The sequence below is a fragment of the Paenarthrobacter sp. RAF54_2 genome, from assembly GCF_052113945.1.
Classification (GTDB): domain Bacteria; phylum Actinomycetota; class Actinomycetes; order Actinomycetales; family Micrococcaceae; genus Arthrobacter.
This window is the reverse complement of the sequence record NZ_JBFRDV010000008.1, coordinates 201,156-216,288: the sequence shown is the minus strand read 5'-3', so window position 1 is coordinate 216,288 and position 15,133 is coordinate 201,156. Positions and strand designations below refer to the sequence as shown.

Genomic DNA, 15,133 nt, shown 5'->3' with positions numbered 1-15,133 from the left:
GCGGCCTTTTTTGGACCGCCACGCACGTGGTTTTCGCCACAAGCGCCAAATCTGGGGTATGGTATGGAATTTTCATGGCATGCTGTACGTTGCATACCCGGTAACCCCCTAACACGAAGAGGCATCAAAAAGTGGCAGCCGACTACGACGAACTCCGTACCGATGTAAAAGAGAACCAGGAGCAGTCCCTCCAGGCGCTCCAGTCCGCCAGCGCCCCCACGGCCAAGAGCGTGGTTCTTGAACTCGACGAAACTGACGGCCTGGACGCCAACGGTCCCGGCGGCGAAATCGTCGCTGAAGAACTCATCATCCAGGTCATCCCCCAGGCAAATGACGAGTTCACTTGTAACTCGTGCTTCCTGGTCCGCCACCGTTCGCAGATTGCCCGCGAAAAGGACGGCGTCGCCTACTGCACTGACTGCGAAGGCTAAAGACGACCACCACCCCGACGGAACATTAATCGTCAGGGAGTGCCGCCGTCGGGATAATTGCGGAAGGACCGGAGCGCACGCTCCGGTCCTTCCGCAATTAACTACTTGTCGGCCGCTTCCTCCGTGCCCTCCTTATCGGGCTGGGACTTACCGGGCTCGGACAGTCGCTCCTCGTCGGTGTATTCAGGAGCGACCACCGGGGAAAGAGCGTCAGCAAGGAGGCCGGCGGCCTCCCTGCCATCCTCTGGAGCAGGCCGGTCCGGCGACTTGTCGTCCTCCAGAGGAGTGTCCGTCATAGCCCGCCTCCTTGTCCGCCGATCATCTTCTGGCGCCGATGGTTGCTCACCCTGAGTTGAAGGATCCGCGCACCGCCGGCAAGCGCCACCAGCACGCCTCCTCCAACAGCTGCAATGAACAGCGTGGTGCCGAGGGCGAGCGCGCCTTCCAATCCGAAGAACCGGACGGTGACCATGTCCTGGTTCTGGACGAAGAACACGATCAACAGGACCAGCACCACCAGGCCCACAGCTACGGCTACCCAGATCGCTGCTGTTCGTGTGGGCCGGGAACTGCCCGGCGCCACCCGTGGCTGTGTGTAATCCGCTCGTCCAGAGCCTCCCCCGGCCATTGCGGCATCATCTTGAGCGCTCATTGACAGCCCCCTCATTTCCCAGAACGTATGCGTGCTCATCACTTGTCCGTGCACTCATATAATAAGCATGCTTATAAGTGGCTCAACAGTGGCAGGGCAAGGCTGGATCGGAATAAGGAAGGACCGGAGTTCGCGGTCCGGTCCTTCGGTATTTGGGTGCCGTTGTTACTGTCGGTCACAGTTACTCATGGTTACTGGCGATCACACGGTGTAGTCGGTTGAAGTTGGTCCTGAATCGTTCCTCCGGACAGCGTAGTGATGACCCTCCGAATCGGTCTCAACCTCGAAATTCTTCAAGTCTTCCTCGGAAGCCGTTTCGAAGTCGTCGTGTTTATGCACAACAGGGGCATCCGTATCCCCATGGGTTGCCGGTCCGAAGACGGACTGCAGCCGCTCGGTCACGTGCTGAAAGGTTTCCAACTTGCGTCCCATGTTCTTCCACCTCCTTTCAACTGGAGAGAGAAAAAGCGGTAGGACGGCGGATGCCGTACCAGTACGCCAATTTTACGCCCGCGGGCCGGAAAAGGCGCGAGCGTTTGGGGCCGGAAGGGGCCGGGCCATGACTCCCAACGCGGCCCGAACGGACTCCACTGCGACGTTCAGCGGCGATTCCAAAGGACCGCAATGTGGGATTCGTCTACGCCAGGGGGCTCCAAGATTGCTACTTGGGATGCCAGGAGCGACGCCGGCATACATTCGTGTTGGCGTTGGATCAGCCGCTCCGCGATGGTCCCAGCGGATCCGTCGAGGTAGACAAAGACGAGGTCGGGAACGTGGCTCCTTAGTTGCTCCCTGATCTACGGAAGGTGTGGACTGATTCCGGATCTGAGGCCGCATGGCTGGAAACTCTCTGTGTTTGGATCGATGAGTGGCGCAATGCGGACTCCTACGGCCGCAAATGAATACTCGAAAAAATGGCCAAGCCTGACATTATGGAGCCTTATCACAGCGAAGTTGCCGAGATCGTTGGACGGTCGCCCAGCGTGACAAGCTCCTGAGCATTTTGTGTCAAGGAGGCTGGAACAAAGCTCTTGGCGTCGTACTCAGGTCGAGCGTGCGAACCTCACCAAACTGATGGCAGTGGGAAGTTGCACCCAAGTGCCTCTTACACATCCAGCTTTACGAAACGACGGTTATCGGCTAAAAAACAACGGGAGTAGAAGTAGCTGCGAGAACTCCCGTGCATCAACGAATCTGGCGTTTCCGCAGGTCAAGCCGACGAAACTTCTGGGCCTGTTGCGTCGATACGCTCCAACCGTAGAGACGACATAGGGTTCCTATCGGCGCTGTGGAATTCTACCAAGGTTATCAAAAGTACCGAACTGTGACTCGACTTTGTACCTGAAGGTAGGTACAGTGCTCTGCATGAGTACACGAGATGACCTGATTGAGGCGACCCGGGAGCTGTTGTGGGAGCGCGGCTATGGGGCGACAAGTCCGAGAGAAATCTTGGATGCTGCTGGTGCCGGGAAGGGCAGCATGTATCACCATTTTCATGGCAAGGAGGCGCTGGCGCAGGCAGCGGTCCAGCGCAACACGGAAGAGATGCGGGCTCGAATCGCGCGCGAACTGGCTCCAGGTGCGAGTGTTGTCACACGGATCCGTGCGTACCTGACGCGGGACCGGGATGCGCTCAAGGGCTGCCAATTTGGTCGACTGGTGCAGGAGCCGGAAGTGATCGACGCTCCCGCGCTGCGGGCCGAAGTTCAGGAGATGTTTGCCTGGATACGCGGGCAGCTTGCCACCGTGATCTCCGGCGGCGTTGACAGCGGCGAGTTCCGACCGGACCTGGACCCGATTCGCACGGCGGCGGCGGTCGCGGCGACCTTGCAGGGTGCGTATGTGTTGGCCCGGGCGGCGCAGGATGTCGCGGTGTTCGATGATGCGGTCGAGGGTGTGCTCGCTCTGCTCGAAGGAGCGCGCGCATGACCGCTGTCGTCGCGCCGGTCCGCACGGCATGGTCGGCTCGCGGCTGGGCGATCTATTTGGGCTGGATTGTGATCACCGTGGACGGCAGTGCGCTGAACCTGGCTCTGCCGCGGATCGCGGAGGACCTGCATGCACAGGTCGGGGGAATCTCCTGGGTGGTGGACGCATACACGCTCCCGTTGGCATCCCTGCTGCTCCTAGGCGGGAGTCTCGGCGACCGGATCGGCGCGGAGCGGTTGTTCCGCATCGGTGCGATCGGCTTTGCTGTGGCGTCTGTTGCGTGCGCGCTCAGCCCGTCGCTTGGGTTGCTGATCGCTTGTCGCGCCGCTCAGGGGGTGTTCGCTGCGCTGCTGCTGCCGATGGTCCTCGCGCTCGTTGGCAAGAGCTTCGACAACCCCGGGCATCGCTCGACCGCGGTGAACCTGATGACAGTTTTCGGCGGGGCCGGGATGGCTGTCGGACCGATCCTCGGCGGGCTGCTCACTGATACGGCCGGCTGGCGGTCCGTGTTTTGGCTCACAGCGCCGATTGCGATCGCCGCTGCGGTCCTTGTCGGGGCCGCGGACCACCGGCGCAACAGGCAAAACCACCCCCGCTTCGACCTTGCCGGGCAATTCACAGGAACCGCGGGTCTTGTCGCGGTTGTCGGGGCACTCATTGAAGCTGGGCGAGACACGAGTCCGGTATTGGTCTGGATGCTCCTGCTGACCGGTGTGGTGCTGCTAGCAGCTTTTGCCTTGGTTGAGCACCGCGCACAGGCTCCGATGTTGCCGTTGGGAGTGTTCCGCACCCCGGGGTTCCCCGGTGCGGTCCTCGGAGGCTTCGCCTTTCAGTTCGGTGCGTACGGACTCCAGTTCTTCCTCGCCCTATACCTCCAGGCCGCCTGGAGTGCCTCGGCATTGATGGGCGGTTTGCTGTTGGCCTCCTTCGCGGTTGGCACCGTTCTGGCGGGTGTGTTTGCAAACCCGTACCTGCTGCTTCGCGGAACCCGTCAGATGATCCTCCTGGGTTCCGGCGGCGCTGTTGCCGGAACTCTCCTGCTCCTTGGCGCGACCACTTCGGAGCGATGGTGGGTACTCGTGATCGCAGACTTCTTGATCGGGGCTGGCACCGCGATCTACTCGACCGCTTTGAACAAGACCGCTAGTACCGCCCTCGGCACAAGCTCGGCGGGTCTAGCCTCCGGCGTCTACAACACCTCGCGGCAGGTGGGACAATCCGTCGGTATCGCGGTCCTCGGCACTCTCGCCGCCCTTGCGGATGCGCGTGCAGGTTTCATTGTTGCGATCGTCCTAGTCACCTCCTGTGCCATCGCCATCGCGGCAACTGAATTGCGGTCACGCCCGGCCCCGGTCTCGTGACACTCGAACGGGTAGCTCTGCCCCGAAGGCGGCAAAAGGTTATGGAGCGCTCACTCACCCGGCCCATCCCGCACCTAAGGTCGAAATAGTCGCCCGCAGGCTACCGCCTCAAGTGCAGATATAGCCAGTACGGCAGGCTCGGGCTGTTTGGCTGCCTCTCTGCTCCAGCCCGGAAGTGACCCCAACACCCTGAGCGACGCACCCCGTCGGTTGAAATATACTTTGCATATGCATTATCGAAGATCTTCTGCTGCAATGGGGAGCCGTCGTCGCTTGCCTCGATCGGGCTGTATCCGGATCGGGTCGCGTTTCGGCGGAAGGACGTTGACATGAATTCGACCGAATTAGGTGCGCGGGTAAAGGAAGATGCGGTAACCCGCCAGGTCGGTGCACAACGTGGCTCGCAAACCGACGCGGCTGTTGCCGAGCTCCGGTCGCGGATCATTGACCTTACGCTTCTTCCCGGGAGCCGCATTGATGAGCCCTTATTGCTTGAGCAGTTCCGTCTCGGACGGACCCCGGCCCGCGAGGCCCTCAATCGGCTGGCTGCCGAAGGCTTCGTTATCATACAGCCCGGACGGGGTGGCACTTTTGTCCGTCCGCTGGATTTGGACGAAATCGGCGACATACTGGGTGCTCGGCAACTGGCAGAGAGCATTCTTTCTCAGCGGTGTCGGCTTGACGATGAAAGTCTGGCCGATGACCTCTCTGCCATTCACGCCGAGTACGCACTGCAGGTAAGGGACCGCAATTACCTGCTGATAACGGAGATCAACGAGCGCTTCCACATGCGTCTCCACCGTACGGTCGGTAATTCTTTTTTTTACGATTTCGCCGAGTCAACACACCGGCACAACCGTCGGCTGAACGTCTATCTATACAAGCTCGAATCCAACGTTGCGGCGCAGCACTTGTGGGAGTTCGAGAACGACTTGCAGGAGCACGATGCCATCGTCCACGCTGTAGCAGCAAGGGACCGCGACCTTTTACAGAGCCTACTGAACGAGCACGCCGACGGTACACAGCGCCGTTTAGTGCAACTTTTACGACAGCGAACTCTTGAAGATGGGACTGCCCCGGCTTTTGTTGACTTGGGGTCTTAGGCCGCTACGAGCGCGGTCCGGTTGATTGTTTCATATTCAATGGGTGTGAGTTTCCCCAGCCGTCTTTGCCGTCGCCGGCGGTGATAGGTCCTTTCTATCCAGATCGTGATGGCAAGCCGGAGTTCCTGCCGTGTGGTCCATCTCTGGCGGTCCAGGACGTTCTTCTGCAGTAGCGAGAAGAAAGATTCCATCGCGGCGTTGTCCGCGCACGCGCCGACCCTGCCCATCGACCCTGCGAGCCCGTGGTGCCGGAGCACTTCAACGAAGCGGCGGGAACGGAACTGGGAGCCGCGGTCCGAGTGCACCACGGTCCCGGCCGGACGGCGTGCCCGCACAGCGTTCTCCAGTGCGGATAAGGCCAGCGAGGACTTCATCCGCGAGTCCATTGAGTACCCGACGATCCTCCCGGAATAGACGTCCTTGACCGCGCAGAGGTAGAGCTTCCCTTCGCCTGTGGGGTGCTCGGTGATGTCTGTCAGCCACAGTTCGTTCGGCGCCGCGGCAGTGAAGTCACGTTCCACAAGGTCATCGTGAACCGGTGGTCCCGGTTTCCGGTTCAGGCCACGCTTCTTGGAAAACACCGACCAGATGCCGTGATCCCTGCACAAGCGCTGGACCCTGTTCTCGCCCGCTGTGACGCCCTTCTCCGGGAGTTCGTCGGCGATAAAACGGTAGCCGAACGCGGGATCGTCGATGTGGATGTCCAGGGCGGCGTTGACCAGGTGCGCATCCGCCCAATCCCGTTCCGTCACCGGGCTCGCTCGCCACCGGTAATAGCCTTGCTTGCTGAATTCCAACACCCTGCAGGTCACCGCCACGGGGACACCGTCTGCGGCAAGATCCGTGACCAGCGGGTAGGTCATTTTGGGTTGATGTCCCTGGCCAGATAGGCAGCGGCCCGACGCAGGATCTCGTTCTCCTGCTCCAACAGGCGGTTGCGTTTCCTTAACTCCCGCATCTCCGCTGACTCTGTCGATGCCGGGCCGGCCCCGGTTTCCTTGCGCTCGGCGATGGCAATCCAGCGCTTCAATGTCGTGATCGAAAGCCCAAAATCCTTCGCAATCTGCGCCAGTGGCGCCTCGCCCTTGCGGGCCACATCGATAACATCCTGGCGGAACTCCGCCCCATAAGCCGTGGGCATGGTCAACATCCTTCCACGAGCACCAGCTCGCTAGGTCAAGGAGTCAACAAAACCGGGGGCAGTCCCGATCTCAGTCTGCATCTCGGCGGCCTGGGTGACGGCCCAAGGTAGTTTCGAAGCTATTCGCCGATTTACTTCAGTCGGTGACGTACCTCTTCCGGAGAAAACGACCGTTGACACAGATGAACGTCGCCCCCGCTTCGCGGGGGCGACGTTAGTTTATTCAATGGAGCAGTTCTCTCACTGCGGGGTCTTAGGCCTTCTTGTCGCCTTGTGGGATGTAAGCCACTGCTTCGATCTCGATTCGCAGATCAGGATCGGACAGCGGGGCCAAAATCGTTGACCTGGCGGGGAAGGGCTCTTGGAAGTATTCCCTGTAGACCTTGTTCATGGCAGGGAACAGCACGGTGTTACCGAGGAAGACCGTCGTCTTGCAAACGTCTGCCAGGGTTCCGCCGGCTGCTTCGACGACGTGGCGGACATTGTCCAGGACGGCGCGGGCTTCTGCTTCGAAATCGCCGAGGACTTTCGTGCCGTCCGCCAGGACCGCAACACACCCAGACGTATATACGTAGTCACCAGCTCGAATCCCTTGGGGAAGCGGGTGCGGCATCTCAACAACTTTGTCAGTCTTAATTTCTTCGATCATGCTACATATATTACACATATACGTGGCTATCGGCCAATACTTTCTCGCATGTTTGCCATTTCGTTTCGTCAACTTCAGATGATCTCCGATGGATCCAAGGTCGGGCCACGCTGCAGGATGGTCCCGATTTGGGGAGGTGCTGAAGGTAGAGCGTCCGCAAGATAATGCCGCGCTCAGCGGTATGTTTCGATACCCAGTTTCAGTGCCAGTGTTATGCCGGCTGCTGCGATGAGTAACCGCAAGGGAGTTTCGGGGATGGTTCTGACTAGTGGAGGTCCGAGTCTAGAACCGATAAGGCAACCCAGGCCGAGGATCATGGCCGCCACCCAGTTGATGGGGGCGAAGGCGATAAAGATCAGGGTTGCGCTAAGGTTCGCGGCGCCCAGCACCACATTCTTGACTGCGTTAGCCCGCGCCATGGAACCTGTTCCTGAGCTCATGAGTACCGCAAGGAGCATGACTCCCGCCGCTGCGCCGAAGAATCCGCCCTGAATGCAGATTGTTAGCATGGCTGCACTTTTCAGAGGTCCTTGAGGGCGGCCTGACGGAGATGCTAGACGACGGGGAATCGCGATAACCACAGCAGCGCTGGCTAGTATCACGGGGACAAGATATTCAAAATACCCTGGCGGAATGGACAGAAGGAGCAGGGCGCCCCCGGCGCCCCCTAGTATCCCCATTGGTATGAGCCTTCTCAGGGCACCAGCCTGACCTTTCAGCTCAGGTGCGGATCCTAAAGCGGAGCCTACTCCGTTGAGGATCAGGGCTGCTGTGTTCGTGACATTCGCAGAGACCGGGACAAGTCCCAGTCCAAGAAGGGCGGGGTAGGTGCTCAGCGATGCAAGTCCGGCGATACTTCCGGCGAGACCGCCTCCGATGCCTGCCACAAACAGCACACCGGCATACCAGGGACTCATGGCAGCCTAGTTGAGGGGAAGGCTTCGAAGCGTAGAGGGGTTGGAACGTTGCCGTTGGACAAGAGTTTGGGCTCCTTCTTAAAGGCGGCGGGGTCTCCATTCCATTGAGAATGGGGACCCGCCGGACGCGTTGGATTAGAAGAGAACGCAACCGTCAAGTCTCATGGTTGCGTTCTCTTCTTAGGGCTCCAATGATTGCCTTGCAGGTCTGAGGCGGGGCCGCTGTCTGCTCCGGTGCGTTAAATGCGATAAGTTGCTGGGCGCCGGTCCGCCCATGGTGCCACCGAATGCTCTCCTGGCCGGAACGTGAGAGTTTTGTCCCGTGCTCGCTCGAGATCGATGGAGGCGGTAAGAAGAGTGCTGTCTTTCCCGGCGTCCGCTATGACCTTGCCCAGTGGGTCGACAATGCTGCTGCGTCCCATGAAATCGACCCAGCCTTCAGTATCGTTTCGGTTGGCTGCCAGGAACCATACGAAATTCTCTGCTGCCCGAACTCTCGTGAAGTCTTCAGCGAGCATGTGGGAGGCTCCTGCAAAGCACGTCGGCAGTGCAACTATCTCGGCGCCGGCCAGCGTGAGTGTGCGGGTTATCTCGGGAAAACGGATCTCGTAGCAAATGGCCACGCCCACTCGGCCAGCTGGAGTGTTGAAGATGGCTGTTTCGGTCCCTGCGGGTTCGTCCACGAATCGGTCAGCGCCGAGGAAGGGCAGGTGGCGTTTGCGATGCACGCCGATAAGACCGGTCGGGCCGAGGACTAGTGCCGCGTTATAGACTTTGTCCTTCTCACGTTCAAGGGTGCCGACGATGGCGGTGATGTTCAGTTGGGCACATCGTCGCGTCAGCCGTTCAATGACGGGATGATTCAACGAAAGCGCCGCAGCTTCGACCTCTGCCCGTGATTCGAACATGTACCCTGTGAGCGAGCACTCGGGAAAGACGATCAGTGAGACACCTTTGGCGCTTGCTTCGATCAAATACTTCTCGACCATCTGGGCGTTGGCAGCGGGGTCAGCGAGCTGTGCCCCTATCTGCGCAACCCCGACAATGCGGGTCGTATCGGAAACAGTTGGTGGCTGGAGGGCGTTTGGTGAAACGGTCTTGGCGGGGTTGGTGCTTGCAGTGTCTGTGTTGATCATTTGGTGCTCCCTGGAAGCGATTCGAGGAATTCCCGCAGTCGATTGGCCAAGGCCTCGGGTTGTTCCTCCGGAATGTAGTGGCCGCTGTCGGCGATGTTGCCGCCGCGCACGTCCGTCCCCAGGGGTTTCATCCGTTCGAAAATGTCTGGGGCGCTCCCCTCGTCCGCACCAACTGCCAGCAGCGGCACTTGGATGAGGTTTTTTGCCATTTCGGTGTGGATCTCGATATCTTCCACGACGGCCCGGTAGTAGTTGAGCATTCCCCGCATGCCGCCTGGCATGCTGTAAGCCCGTTCGTACTCATCGAGGTCTGCGTGAGTGAAAGCCTGTCGGATGCTCCCGGTTTTGTGCTGGAAGAACCACTCGATGTAGATTCGTTCGCGGCCGGCAAGGAGTGCTTCGGGGAGGTCCTGGACCGCGTTGAACAGGAAGTGAAATCGGCGCCAGCTATCTGATTCCAAGGTGAACGTGGATGGAAGGGACACGCCCGGGATGTTGCCGTCTATCAGCGCAATCCCTCGGAGGGAATCAGCGTGGTCGTGAGCCAAGGCGAAACCGACCCAGGCTCCAATGTCGTGGCCGATGTAGACGTATTGGTCGTGGCCCAATGTTTTCAGGAGAGTGTCAATACGTTTGGCGGTAGTGCGAGTGTCATACCCGTCAAGCGGCTTATCTGAGTCGCCTTGGCCAGGAAGGTCGACAGTGATTATCGTGAACTTGTCAGCGAGGAACGGCACGACCTTCCGCCACGCGTAGCTGCTCTGGGGAAACCCAGCAACCAAAACCACTACCGGGCCTTCGCCGCTCGTCACAGTGTGGTACCTCAGGCCCTCTGACATCACCATGCGATGATCGCCGGCTTGCCAGCCGTCGGCTTGACGTTCGGAAATGGAGGATCCGGTACTCATTGTTCTCTTTCGATAGTTAGATTGTGCCGCTGTGTACTGCACAGCGGTCTGGAGAAGCCCACGGAGCTGATCCATAGGGCTCTTCCCGATTGTCGTCCGCCTAATCAGCCTTGATGCTCCTGCCCGAATAAGGCTTCGCCGCCCTGATCAAGCAGGAGCATCAAGCGTGGGGTGCTTTAGCGTTGATTGGCGGGGGCTGCTTCGGCTTCGTTCAGGCCGTGCTGCTGTGCAATTCGTGCATAGTGTTCGTCTTCTGAGGGGTTCGGGTTGCGACCGAGTTTGAGTCCGACAAGGGTAAGGACCACCGCGACGGCAACATAGATCACCATCGGCAGCCAGCCGTCAAAATTGCTCAGGAGCGCAGTGAAGATGAGCGGTGCCCAAGCTCCGCCAAGGAGTGCGGCCAACGTGTATGCCAATGCGCTTCCTGTCGACCGCAGGTGCACGGGAAATTGTTCAGTAATGAAGGCCGCCTGGGGGCCGTAGGTGAAGGCATGGAAGATAAGTCCGCCGCAGACTGCGATAACCAGCATCAGCATCGAGTTGGTGTGCAAGAGCAGGAAGAACGCGACAGCCCACACCAAGCCTCCGATGGCGCCAGCTGCGTAAACAACCCGGCGGTTGATGTTGTCTGAAACCCAGCCAGCCAGCGGGATGAGTCCGAGCTGGAAAGCACATCCGATGAGGACGGCAACCAAAACGTCATCTTTGGTGAAGTCCAAGCGCTTCGTTCCGTAGGTGATCACGAAAATCAGGAAAAGGGCGTAGAAAATGTCCGGGGCGATCCTGACCAGCATGCCGGCAAGCAACGCACGCTTCTGCGTGCGAAGAAGCTCGCGAATGGGTGCCGAAGGACGGTCCCCGGCGGCTTCCATCGCTTTGAAGATTGGAGTGTCCTCCAGTTTAAGACGAATCCAAATTCCAAAGCCCACCAGGATCGCAGATGCGAGGAACGCAACTCGCCAGCCCCAGTTGACAAAGTCCTCGTCCGAGAACATGAGCGCCAGAACCACTAGGGCACCGTTAGCCAACAGTGTTCCCATAGGCGAACCGACCTGAGACGCTGAAGCCCAGAAACCTCGCTGGCGAGGATTGCCGTACTCGCTCGATAGGAGAACAGCTCCTCCCCATTCCCCACCGACAGCAACGCCTTGCGCGAAGCGGAGGGCTACAAGGATGAGAGGTGCCGCCACCCCAATGGTGTCGTAACCAGGAAGGATGCCAATAACGACAGTCGATGCGCCGATCAAAAGCAAAGTAATCACGAGGATGCGCTTTCGCCCGACAATGTCGCCGAGTCGGCCAAAGATGAATCCTCCAACCGGACGCGCCACGAAACCGACAGCGTAGGTGGAGAAGGCCAGAAGCGTTCCGGTCAGGGGCTCTTCAGCGGGGAAGAAAACCTGCGGGAAGACCAACGCCGCAGCTACCGAATAGACGGCGAAGTCGTAGTACTCGAGCGAGGTACCAACCAAGCTCGCGAAAAAAGCTTTGAACAGACCCTTCGGATTCTCCGAAGTGGTTCTTGTACCGGCTGTAGCCGGTCTGGGGACAGACATAGTGCTCCTTACGAATAGAGAGAGCTGGTCCATAAGCACGTGTGGGTTGGCTCACTTCAGCTTCTAATATATATCGCATATACTCGACCGGGATGCAATAGTAGGAAGCTTCCAAGCCCGTCGGGATGCCGGGGGTGGGTACACCAAGGTCATCACGCTCGTGCTTGCTGCACTCTTGGCAGGCTCAATAGTCCAAGCCGGAAGGTCCTCATGACAGGCAGTCAATTCAGCAGTGTCGGGTCACCTACCCAACATCTGGCGGGGGTTCCGGAAGCTGAAGAACAGTGAGGCCGCGAACGTCCCCGTCCAGCCCGAGGCCGGACGCTCACACGCATTCTGACCTCGACAGCATCGAGAGATGGGACAGCAGTTCACGCCCAAAACTAGGAGTCATAGCGGATGGCGCCGCGGAAGGGGCAAATGTTGCAGCGGTTTTCCACCGCCGGGGACTGCGGACTCTGTTGTTTTTCGGCACCCCGTCCGGGAGTGAGCCGTTGCCTCCTCATGATGCCCTGGTCATCGCGCTGAGAACCCGGGGAATCCCGGCCATCGAAGCGGTCGACCTTGCCTTGAGTGCCGGTCACTGGCTCAGGCAGAACGCTGTGGACCACACCAACTTGCACATTCCGTCACCGAACGGAACCGCCGCTAACGGAAATCTTGGCCCGATGTTGGATGCACTGGCATCTACCCTTGATGCCCGAAGCATCATTGCCACTTCGAACTGCCCTCCATTTGACTGCACTCAACGGGATGATCAAGCGGCCGTCGATGCCAGTGATTCCCGGGGGAAGCCCCTGTGCCTACTTCCGCAACTGCGCCGGGGTTCCGAAGAATGCCCCGGGGAACGGTGCCAGGCAAGACCGCGCTCGTCCGGCATGGATTCGTCCGCAGAGGCGCCCTACAAATCAGGTGGATGCATGACGCTGCGGCGTCCGGGACACGCTACGTAGTGGTGGATGCGGTCACCAAGACTGACCTACGAGAAACGGGCCTGGCGGCACTCCTGGACCGACTCAGCGCCGGGGGCCTGGAACTCGCTAGTGGATTGGCCGACGCGGTCTGCGAAATTTATGGAACTGCGGATGCGAAAGCCGGGTCGCCTATTGAGTTCGGCCGCGCCGCCGTGATCGCAGGCAGTTGTTCGGCACAAACACTCACTCAAATTGAGCAGATGCACCACGCAGGTAACCTGGCCTATTTCATGGACGCCGAATCCACGTTGGACGCCCGTCGACTCGCGGCGAAAGCACTGGATTGGTACGACAGTCTTGCCATCGAGATTACACCGCTGATCTATTCAGCCGTTGAAATGCCCCTCATATCTGGCACGGGGAGAACAATACGGCGGAACCGCGAGGGACCTCGTTCTGAAAGAGGCGAACGGACTCGTAGTGCGTGGACTGGCCGCCAGAGACGTTCGCCGTCTGATAACAGTCGGAAGTCAGACCTGCGACGCAGTCATTTCTGCGTTAGACATCGCCAGCGGTTCCATAGGTCGCGAAGTGGTCCCCGGCGCAACATGGATTCATACTGGCGGCCCTGGAGCGCTGTCTCTACTACTGACCAACGGCGTCGGCGGCTGTCCGGACCTGCTCGACGTGCGGCACGGGCAGTAGATGACTAACAACGACCTAACCCATCAAAGGGTCGGGGCATGCCAAACATATTCCGGTACACGATCAACAAAAATGGAAAGGACCGACAGCAATGAAACTCTTCAGCACACTTGCCGTCAAGAAAGCACTGGATGAAACGATCTTGAATGCCTTCAAGGAGGAGACGGGCATTCATGTTGAAACCGTCTTTGATCCGACGGCGCAGCTTCTGCACAGAATCGATGCCGGGGAGTCATTCGATGTGATGATCGGCGTCACGGACTCCTTTGCAGCTCTCGGAGCAGTCGTGGATGCGAAAGATTTCACAGCGCTGGCCCGAACCGGCATCGGTGTAGCAGTCGGTCCCGAAGGACCGATCCCGGATATTTCGACACTCGACGCATTTATTGCCGCAGTCCTGGATGCCAACTCCGTGGCCTATTCACGCACTGGTGCCAGTGGAATCTACTTTGCTTCCTTGCTGGAGGATCTTGGGATCGCTGCGGGAGTCAATGCAAAGGCAACCGTTTTGGAGAAGGGTTTTGTAGCCGAAGCAGTCATTGACGGCCGTGCGGACGTGGCCATTCAACAGCTGAGCGAACTTTTGTTCGTCTCCGGGGTAAGAATCGCAGGGCCGCTTCCTACGGCGATCCAGCATTACACCGAATTTTCGGCGGCAGTGGCTGTTCAACCGGGAGACAGGGGGGCAGCGGAAAAATTCGTTGCGTTCTTGACTTCACCGTTGGCAGGAGCGGCGTACGCCCAATCACTTCTGGAACTGCCCGTCGTGAAGGCCCCTAAGGAATTTGCCGCCTCCGTCCCCGGGAGGTCAGTGCAGGCCGGCGAGTCCTGATGCCAGAAGATCCGCCAGCCTCGACTCTACTTTTAACTCAGGAACAGCGAGGCTCTGAAGGATGCGAACAAGCCGGTCCTGAGTCCCTCGGGCGTGTTCTGGAAGCAGTTTGGTCAGGGTCATACGGTCGTTGGTGCGGATGGCATCAATGATGAGTTCATGTTCACGAAGATTCTTTTGAAAAAACTCGTGGTGGGCTTGAGGATCCGTTGCTTCGAGTTTGTACAGGTGAACGTTCAGCCGGCGCACGTGCCGATGCGTCGACTGCGCGAAGTCGTAGAAGAACGAGTTACCTAGTGCGCGATGAATTCTCAAATGAAATTGCTCATTCAAGGCGGTTATGAGGAGGTAGTCAAGATCCTTGACTGCCTCCTCATACTGGCGCTGGATCCCCTCAAGGTCTTCCACCATGGTTTCATCTTCTAGACTGAAAAGTTGACCGAGGACATTCTCCGCCAACTGATGCGCCACGATAATCTCGCCGATCTCTTCGAAGTCCAGCTTGCGCACAAATGTCCCGCCCCGGTTGGGGAGCACATTGACGAACCCTTCGGCTACGAGGCGGTTGATAGCTTCTCGTGCCGGAGTCCTCCCCAGACCAAAATCGGTGATGAGCAATTGCTCATCGATGCGACTGCCCGGAGCCATCCTAAGGTCGATGATTCGTGAGCGGATCTGCTCCAAGGCAGCATCTGTTTGAGTTGGCTTCGGTTCATTGGACGCAAGCTTGATCCCGGCCGAAGAATCCAGCCCAGCATCATCAATAGCTGCCCTCTTGGCGGCCTTCTTCCCCAGGGACGGCAAGGTGCCCACTCCTTTGTTCGACATTGACCGCGCTCCTGCACGGTGGTCTCAATCCTATCGTCCGGGTCGCCTCCCAGCGGAAGGAAGCGGAA

Annotated in this window: 16 protein-coding genes; 6 read left to right on the top strand and 10 right to left on the bottom strand. The window is 59.1% G+C overall.

Features of this window, described 5'->3' with window-relative positions:
• Nucleotides 1–131: 131 nt before the first annotated feature.
• The gene (locus tag AB4Y87_RS10665; RefSeq protein WP_216921958.1) at nucleotides 132–431 is read left to right on the top strand and encodes a DUF4193 domain-containing protein; all 300 of its coding nucleotides are present in this window, start codon (nucleotides 132–134) and stop codon (nucleotides 429–431) included.
• Nucleotides 432–532: 101 nt separating this feature from the next.
• On the opposite strand, the gene AB4Y87_RS10660 is transcribed toward AB4Y87_RS10665, so the two are convergent.
• From AB4Y87_RS10660 to AB4Y87_RS10650, 3 genes are all read right to left on the bottom strand, one after another.
• The gene (locus AB4Y87_RS10660; RefSeq protein ID WP_442004315.1) at nucleotides 533–727 is read right to left on the bottom strand and encodes a hypothetical protein; all 195 of its coding nucleotides are present in this window, start codon (nucleotides 725–727) and stop codon (nucleotides 533–535) included.
• Nucleotides 724–1,083 (bottom strand): LapA family protein, encoded by a 360-nt coding sequence (locus AB4Y87_RS10655; protein ID WP_442004314.1) that lies wholly within the window; start codon nucleotides 1,081–1,083, stop codon nucleotides 724–726. The genes AB4Y87_RS10660 and AB4Y87_RS10655 overlap by 4 nt, the downstream gene beginning before the upstream one ends.
• 201 nt (nucleotides 1,084–1,284) lie before the next feature.
• Nucleotides 1,285–1,515 carry a hypothetical protein gene (locus AB4Y87_RS10650; RefSeq protein ID WP_442004313.1) on the bottom strand — a complete coding sequence of 77 codons (231 nt, stop codon included), beginning with the start codon at nucleotides 1,513–1,515 and terminating at the stop codon, nucleotides 1,285–1,287.
• A 933-nt stretch (nucleotides 1,516–2,448) separates the two neighbouring features.
• Here AB4Y87_RS10650 and AB4Y87_RS10645 point away from each other — a divergent pair.
• From AB4Y87_RS10645 to AB4Y87_RS10635, 3 genes are all read left to right on the top strand, one after another.
• Nucleotides 2,449–3,012 carry a TetR/AcrR family transcriptional regulator gene (locus AB4Y87_RS10645; RefSeq protein ID WP_442004312.1) on the top strand — a complete coding sequence of 188 codons (564 nt, stop codon included), beginning with the start codon at nucleotides 2,449–2,451 and terminating at the stop codon, nucleotides 3,010–3,012.
• Nucleotides 3,009–4,373 (top strand): MFS transporter, encoded by a 1,365-nt coding sequence (locus AB4Y87_RS10640; protein WP_442004311.1) that lies wholly within the window; start codon nucleotides 3,009–3,011, stop codon nucleotides 4,371–4,373. Before AB4Y87_RS10645 ends, AB4Y87_RS10640 begins: the two co-directional genes overlap by 4 nt.
• A 329-nt stretch (nucleotides 4,374–4,702) precedes the next feature.
• Nucleotides 4,703–5,476: a GntR family transcriptional regulator gene (locus tag AB4Y87_RS10635; RefSeq protein WP_442004310.1), complete on the top strand. Its 774-nt coding sequence runs from the start codon at nucleotides 4,703–4,705 to the stop codon at nucleotides 5,474–5,476.
• On the opposite strand, the gene AB4Y87_RS10630 is transcribed toward AB4Y87_RS10635, so the two are convergent.
• The 6 genes from AB4Y87_RS10630 to AB4Y87_RS10605 all read right to left on the bottom strand — a co-directional run bounded on the left by AB4Y87_RS10630 (nucleotide 5,473) and on the right by AB4Y87_RS10605 (nucleotide 11,786).
• A protein-coding gene (locus AB4Y87_RS10630) for an IS3 family transposase (protein WP_442004309.1) occupies nucleotides 5,473–6,617 on the bottom strand; the annotation gives its coding sequence in 2 pieces (ribosomal slippage) (nucleotides 5,473–6,341 and nucleotides 6,341–6,617; 1,146 coding nt in all). The two genes, AB4Y87_RS10635 and AB4Y87_RS10630, sit on opposite strands and share 4 nt — an antisense overlap.
• A 253-nt stretch (nucleotides 6,618–6,870) precedes the next feature.
• Nucleotides 6,871–7,266 carry a RidA family protein gene (locus tag AB4Y87_RS10625; RefSeq protein WP_442004308.1) on the bottom strand — a complete coding sequence of 132 codons (396 nt, stop codon included), beginning with the start codon at nucleotides 7,264–7,266 and terminating at the stop codon, nucleotides 6,871–6,873.
• A 173-nt stretch (nucleotides 7,267–7,439) separates the two neighbouring features.
• Nucleotides 7,440–8,183 carry a sulfite exporter TauE/SafE family protein gene (locus AB4Y87_RS10620; RefSeq protein WP_442004307.1) on the bottom strand — a complete coding sequence of 248 codons (744 nt, stop codon included), beginning with the start codon at nucleotides 8,181–8,183 and terminating at the stop codon, nucleotides 7,440–7,442.
• Nucleotides 8,184–8,422: 239 nt separating this feature from the next.
• A complete protein-coding gene (locus tag AB4Y87_RS10615; RefSeq protein WP_442004306.1) occupies nucleotides 8,423–9,319 on the bottom strand; it encodes a carbon-nitrogen hydrolase family protein in 897 nt (298 codons plus the stop codon).
• A complete protein-coding gene (locus tag AB4Y87_RS10610) occupies nucleotides 9,316–10,227 on the bottom strand; it encodes an alpha/beta fold hydrolase (protein ID WP_442004305.1) in 912 nt (303 codons plus the stop codon). The genes AB4Y87_RS10615 and AB4Y87_RS10610 overlap by 4 nt, the downstream gene beginning before the upstream one ends.
• 176 nt (nucleotides 10,228–10,403) lie before the next feature.
• On the bottom strand, nucleotides 10,404–11,786 hold the full coding sequence (locus AB4Y87_RS10605) for an MFS transporter (protein WP_442004304.1): 1,383 nt from the start codon (nucleotides 11,784–11,786) through the stop codon (nucleotides 10,404–10,406).
• 284 nt (nucleotides 11,787–12,070) lie between these two features.
• Between AB4Y87_RS10605 and AB4Y87_RS10600 the strand changes: the two genes are divergently transcribed.
• Nucleotides 12,071–12,739 (top strand): four-carbon acid sugar kinase family protein, encoded by a 669-nt coding sequence (locus AB4Y87_RS10600; protein ID WP_442004303.1) that lies wholly within the window; start codon nucleotides 12,071–12,073, stop codon nucleotides 12,737–12,739.
• A 757-nt stretch (nucleotides 12,740–13,496) separates the two neighbouring features.
• Nucleotides 13,497–14,237, top strand: a complete 741-nt coding sequence (locus tag AB4Y87_RS10595; RefSeq protein WP_442004302.1) for a substrate-binding domain-containing protein — start codon at nucleotides 13,497–13,499, stop codon at nucleotides 14,235–14,237.
• On the opposite strand, the gene AB4Y87_RS10590 is transcribed toward AB4Y87_RS10595, so the two are convergent.
• Nucleotides 14,214–15,065 carry a GntR family transcriptional regulator gene (locus tag AB4Y87_RS10590; RefSeq protein ID WP_442004301.1) on the bottom strand — a complete coding sequence of 284 codons (852 nt, stop codon included), beginning with the start codon at nucleotides 15,063–15,065 and terminating at the stop codon, nucleotides 14,214–14,216. The genes AB4Y87_RS10595 and AB4Y87_RS10590 overlap by 24 nt on opposite strands.
• Between the last annotated feature and the right edge of the window lie 68 nt (nucleotides 15,066–15,133).

Coding starts and splice junctions, on each gene's coding strand:
- AB4Y87_RS10660 (WP_442004315.1), bottom strand. CDS start 727: ATGACGGACACTCCTCTGGAGGACGACAAGTCGCCGGACCGGCCTGCT.
- AB4Y87_RS10655 (WP_442004314.1), bottom strand. CDS start 1,083: ATGAGCGCTCAAGATGATGCCGCAATGGCCGGGGGAGGCTCTGGACGA.
- AB4Y87_RS10650 (WP_442004313.1), bottom strand. CDS start 1,515: ATGGGACGCAAGTTGGAAACCTTTCAGCACGTGACCGAGCGGCTGCAG.
- AB4Y87_RS10645 (WP_442004312.1), top strand. CDS start 2,449: ATGAGTACACGAGATGACCTGATTGAGGCGACCCGGGAGCTGTTGTGG.
- AB4Y87_RS10640 (WP_442004311.1), top strand. CDS start 3,009: ATGACCGCTGTCGTCGCGCCGGTCCGCACGGCATGGTCGGCTCGCGGC.
- AB4Y87_RS10635 (WP_442004310.1), top strand. CDS start 4,703: ATGAATTCGACCGAATTAGGTGCGCGGGTAAAGGAAGATGCGGTAACC.
- AB4Y87_RS10625 (WP_442004308.1), bottom strand. CDS start 7,266: ATGATCGAAGAAATTAAGACTGACAAAGTTGTTGAGATGCCGCACCCG.
- AB4Y87_RS10620 (WP_442004307.1), bottom strand. CDS start 8,183: ATGAGTCCCTGGTATGCCGGTGTGCTGTTTGTGGCAGGCATCGGAGGC.
- AB4Y87_RS10615 (WP_442004306.1), bottom strand. CDS start 9,319: ATGATCAACACAGACACTGCAAGCACCAACCCCGCCAAGACCGTTTCA.
- AB4Y87_RS10610 (WP_442004305.1), bottom strand. CDS start 10,227: ATGAGTACCGGATCCTCCATTTCCGAACGTCAAGCCGACGGCTGGCAA.
- AB4Y87_RS10605 (WP_442004304.1), bottom strand. CDS start 11,786: ATGTCTGTCCCCAGACCGGCTACAGCCGGTACAAGAACCACTTCGGAG.
- AB4Y87_RS10595 (WP_442004302.1), top strand. CDS start 13,497: ATGAAACTCTTCAGCACACTTGCCGTCAAGAAAGCACTGGATGAAACG.
- AB4Y87_RS10590 (WP_442004301.1), bottom strand. CDS start 15,065: ATGTCGAACAAAGGAGTGGGCACCTTGCCGTCCCTGGGGAAGAAGGCC.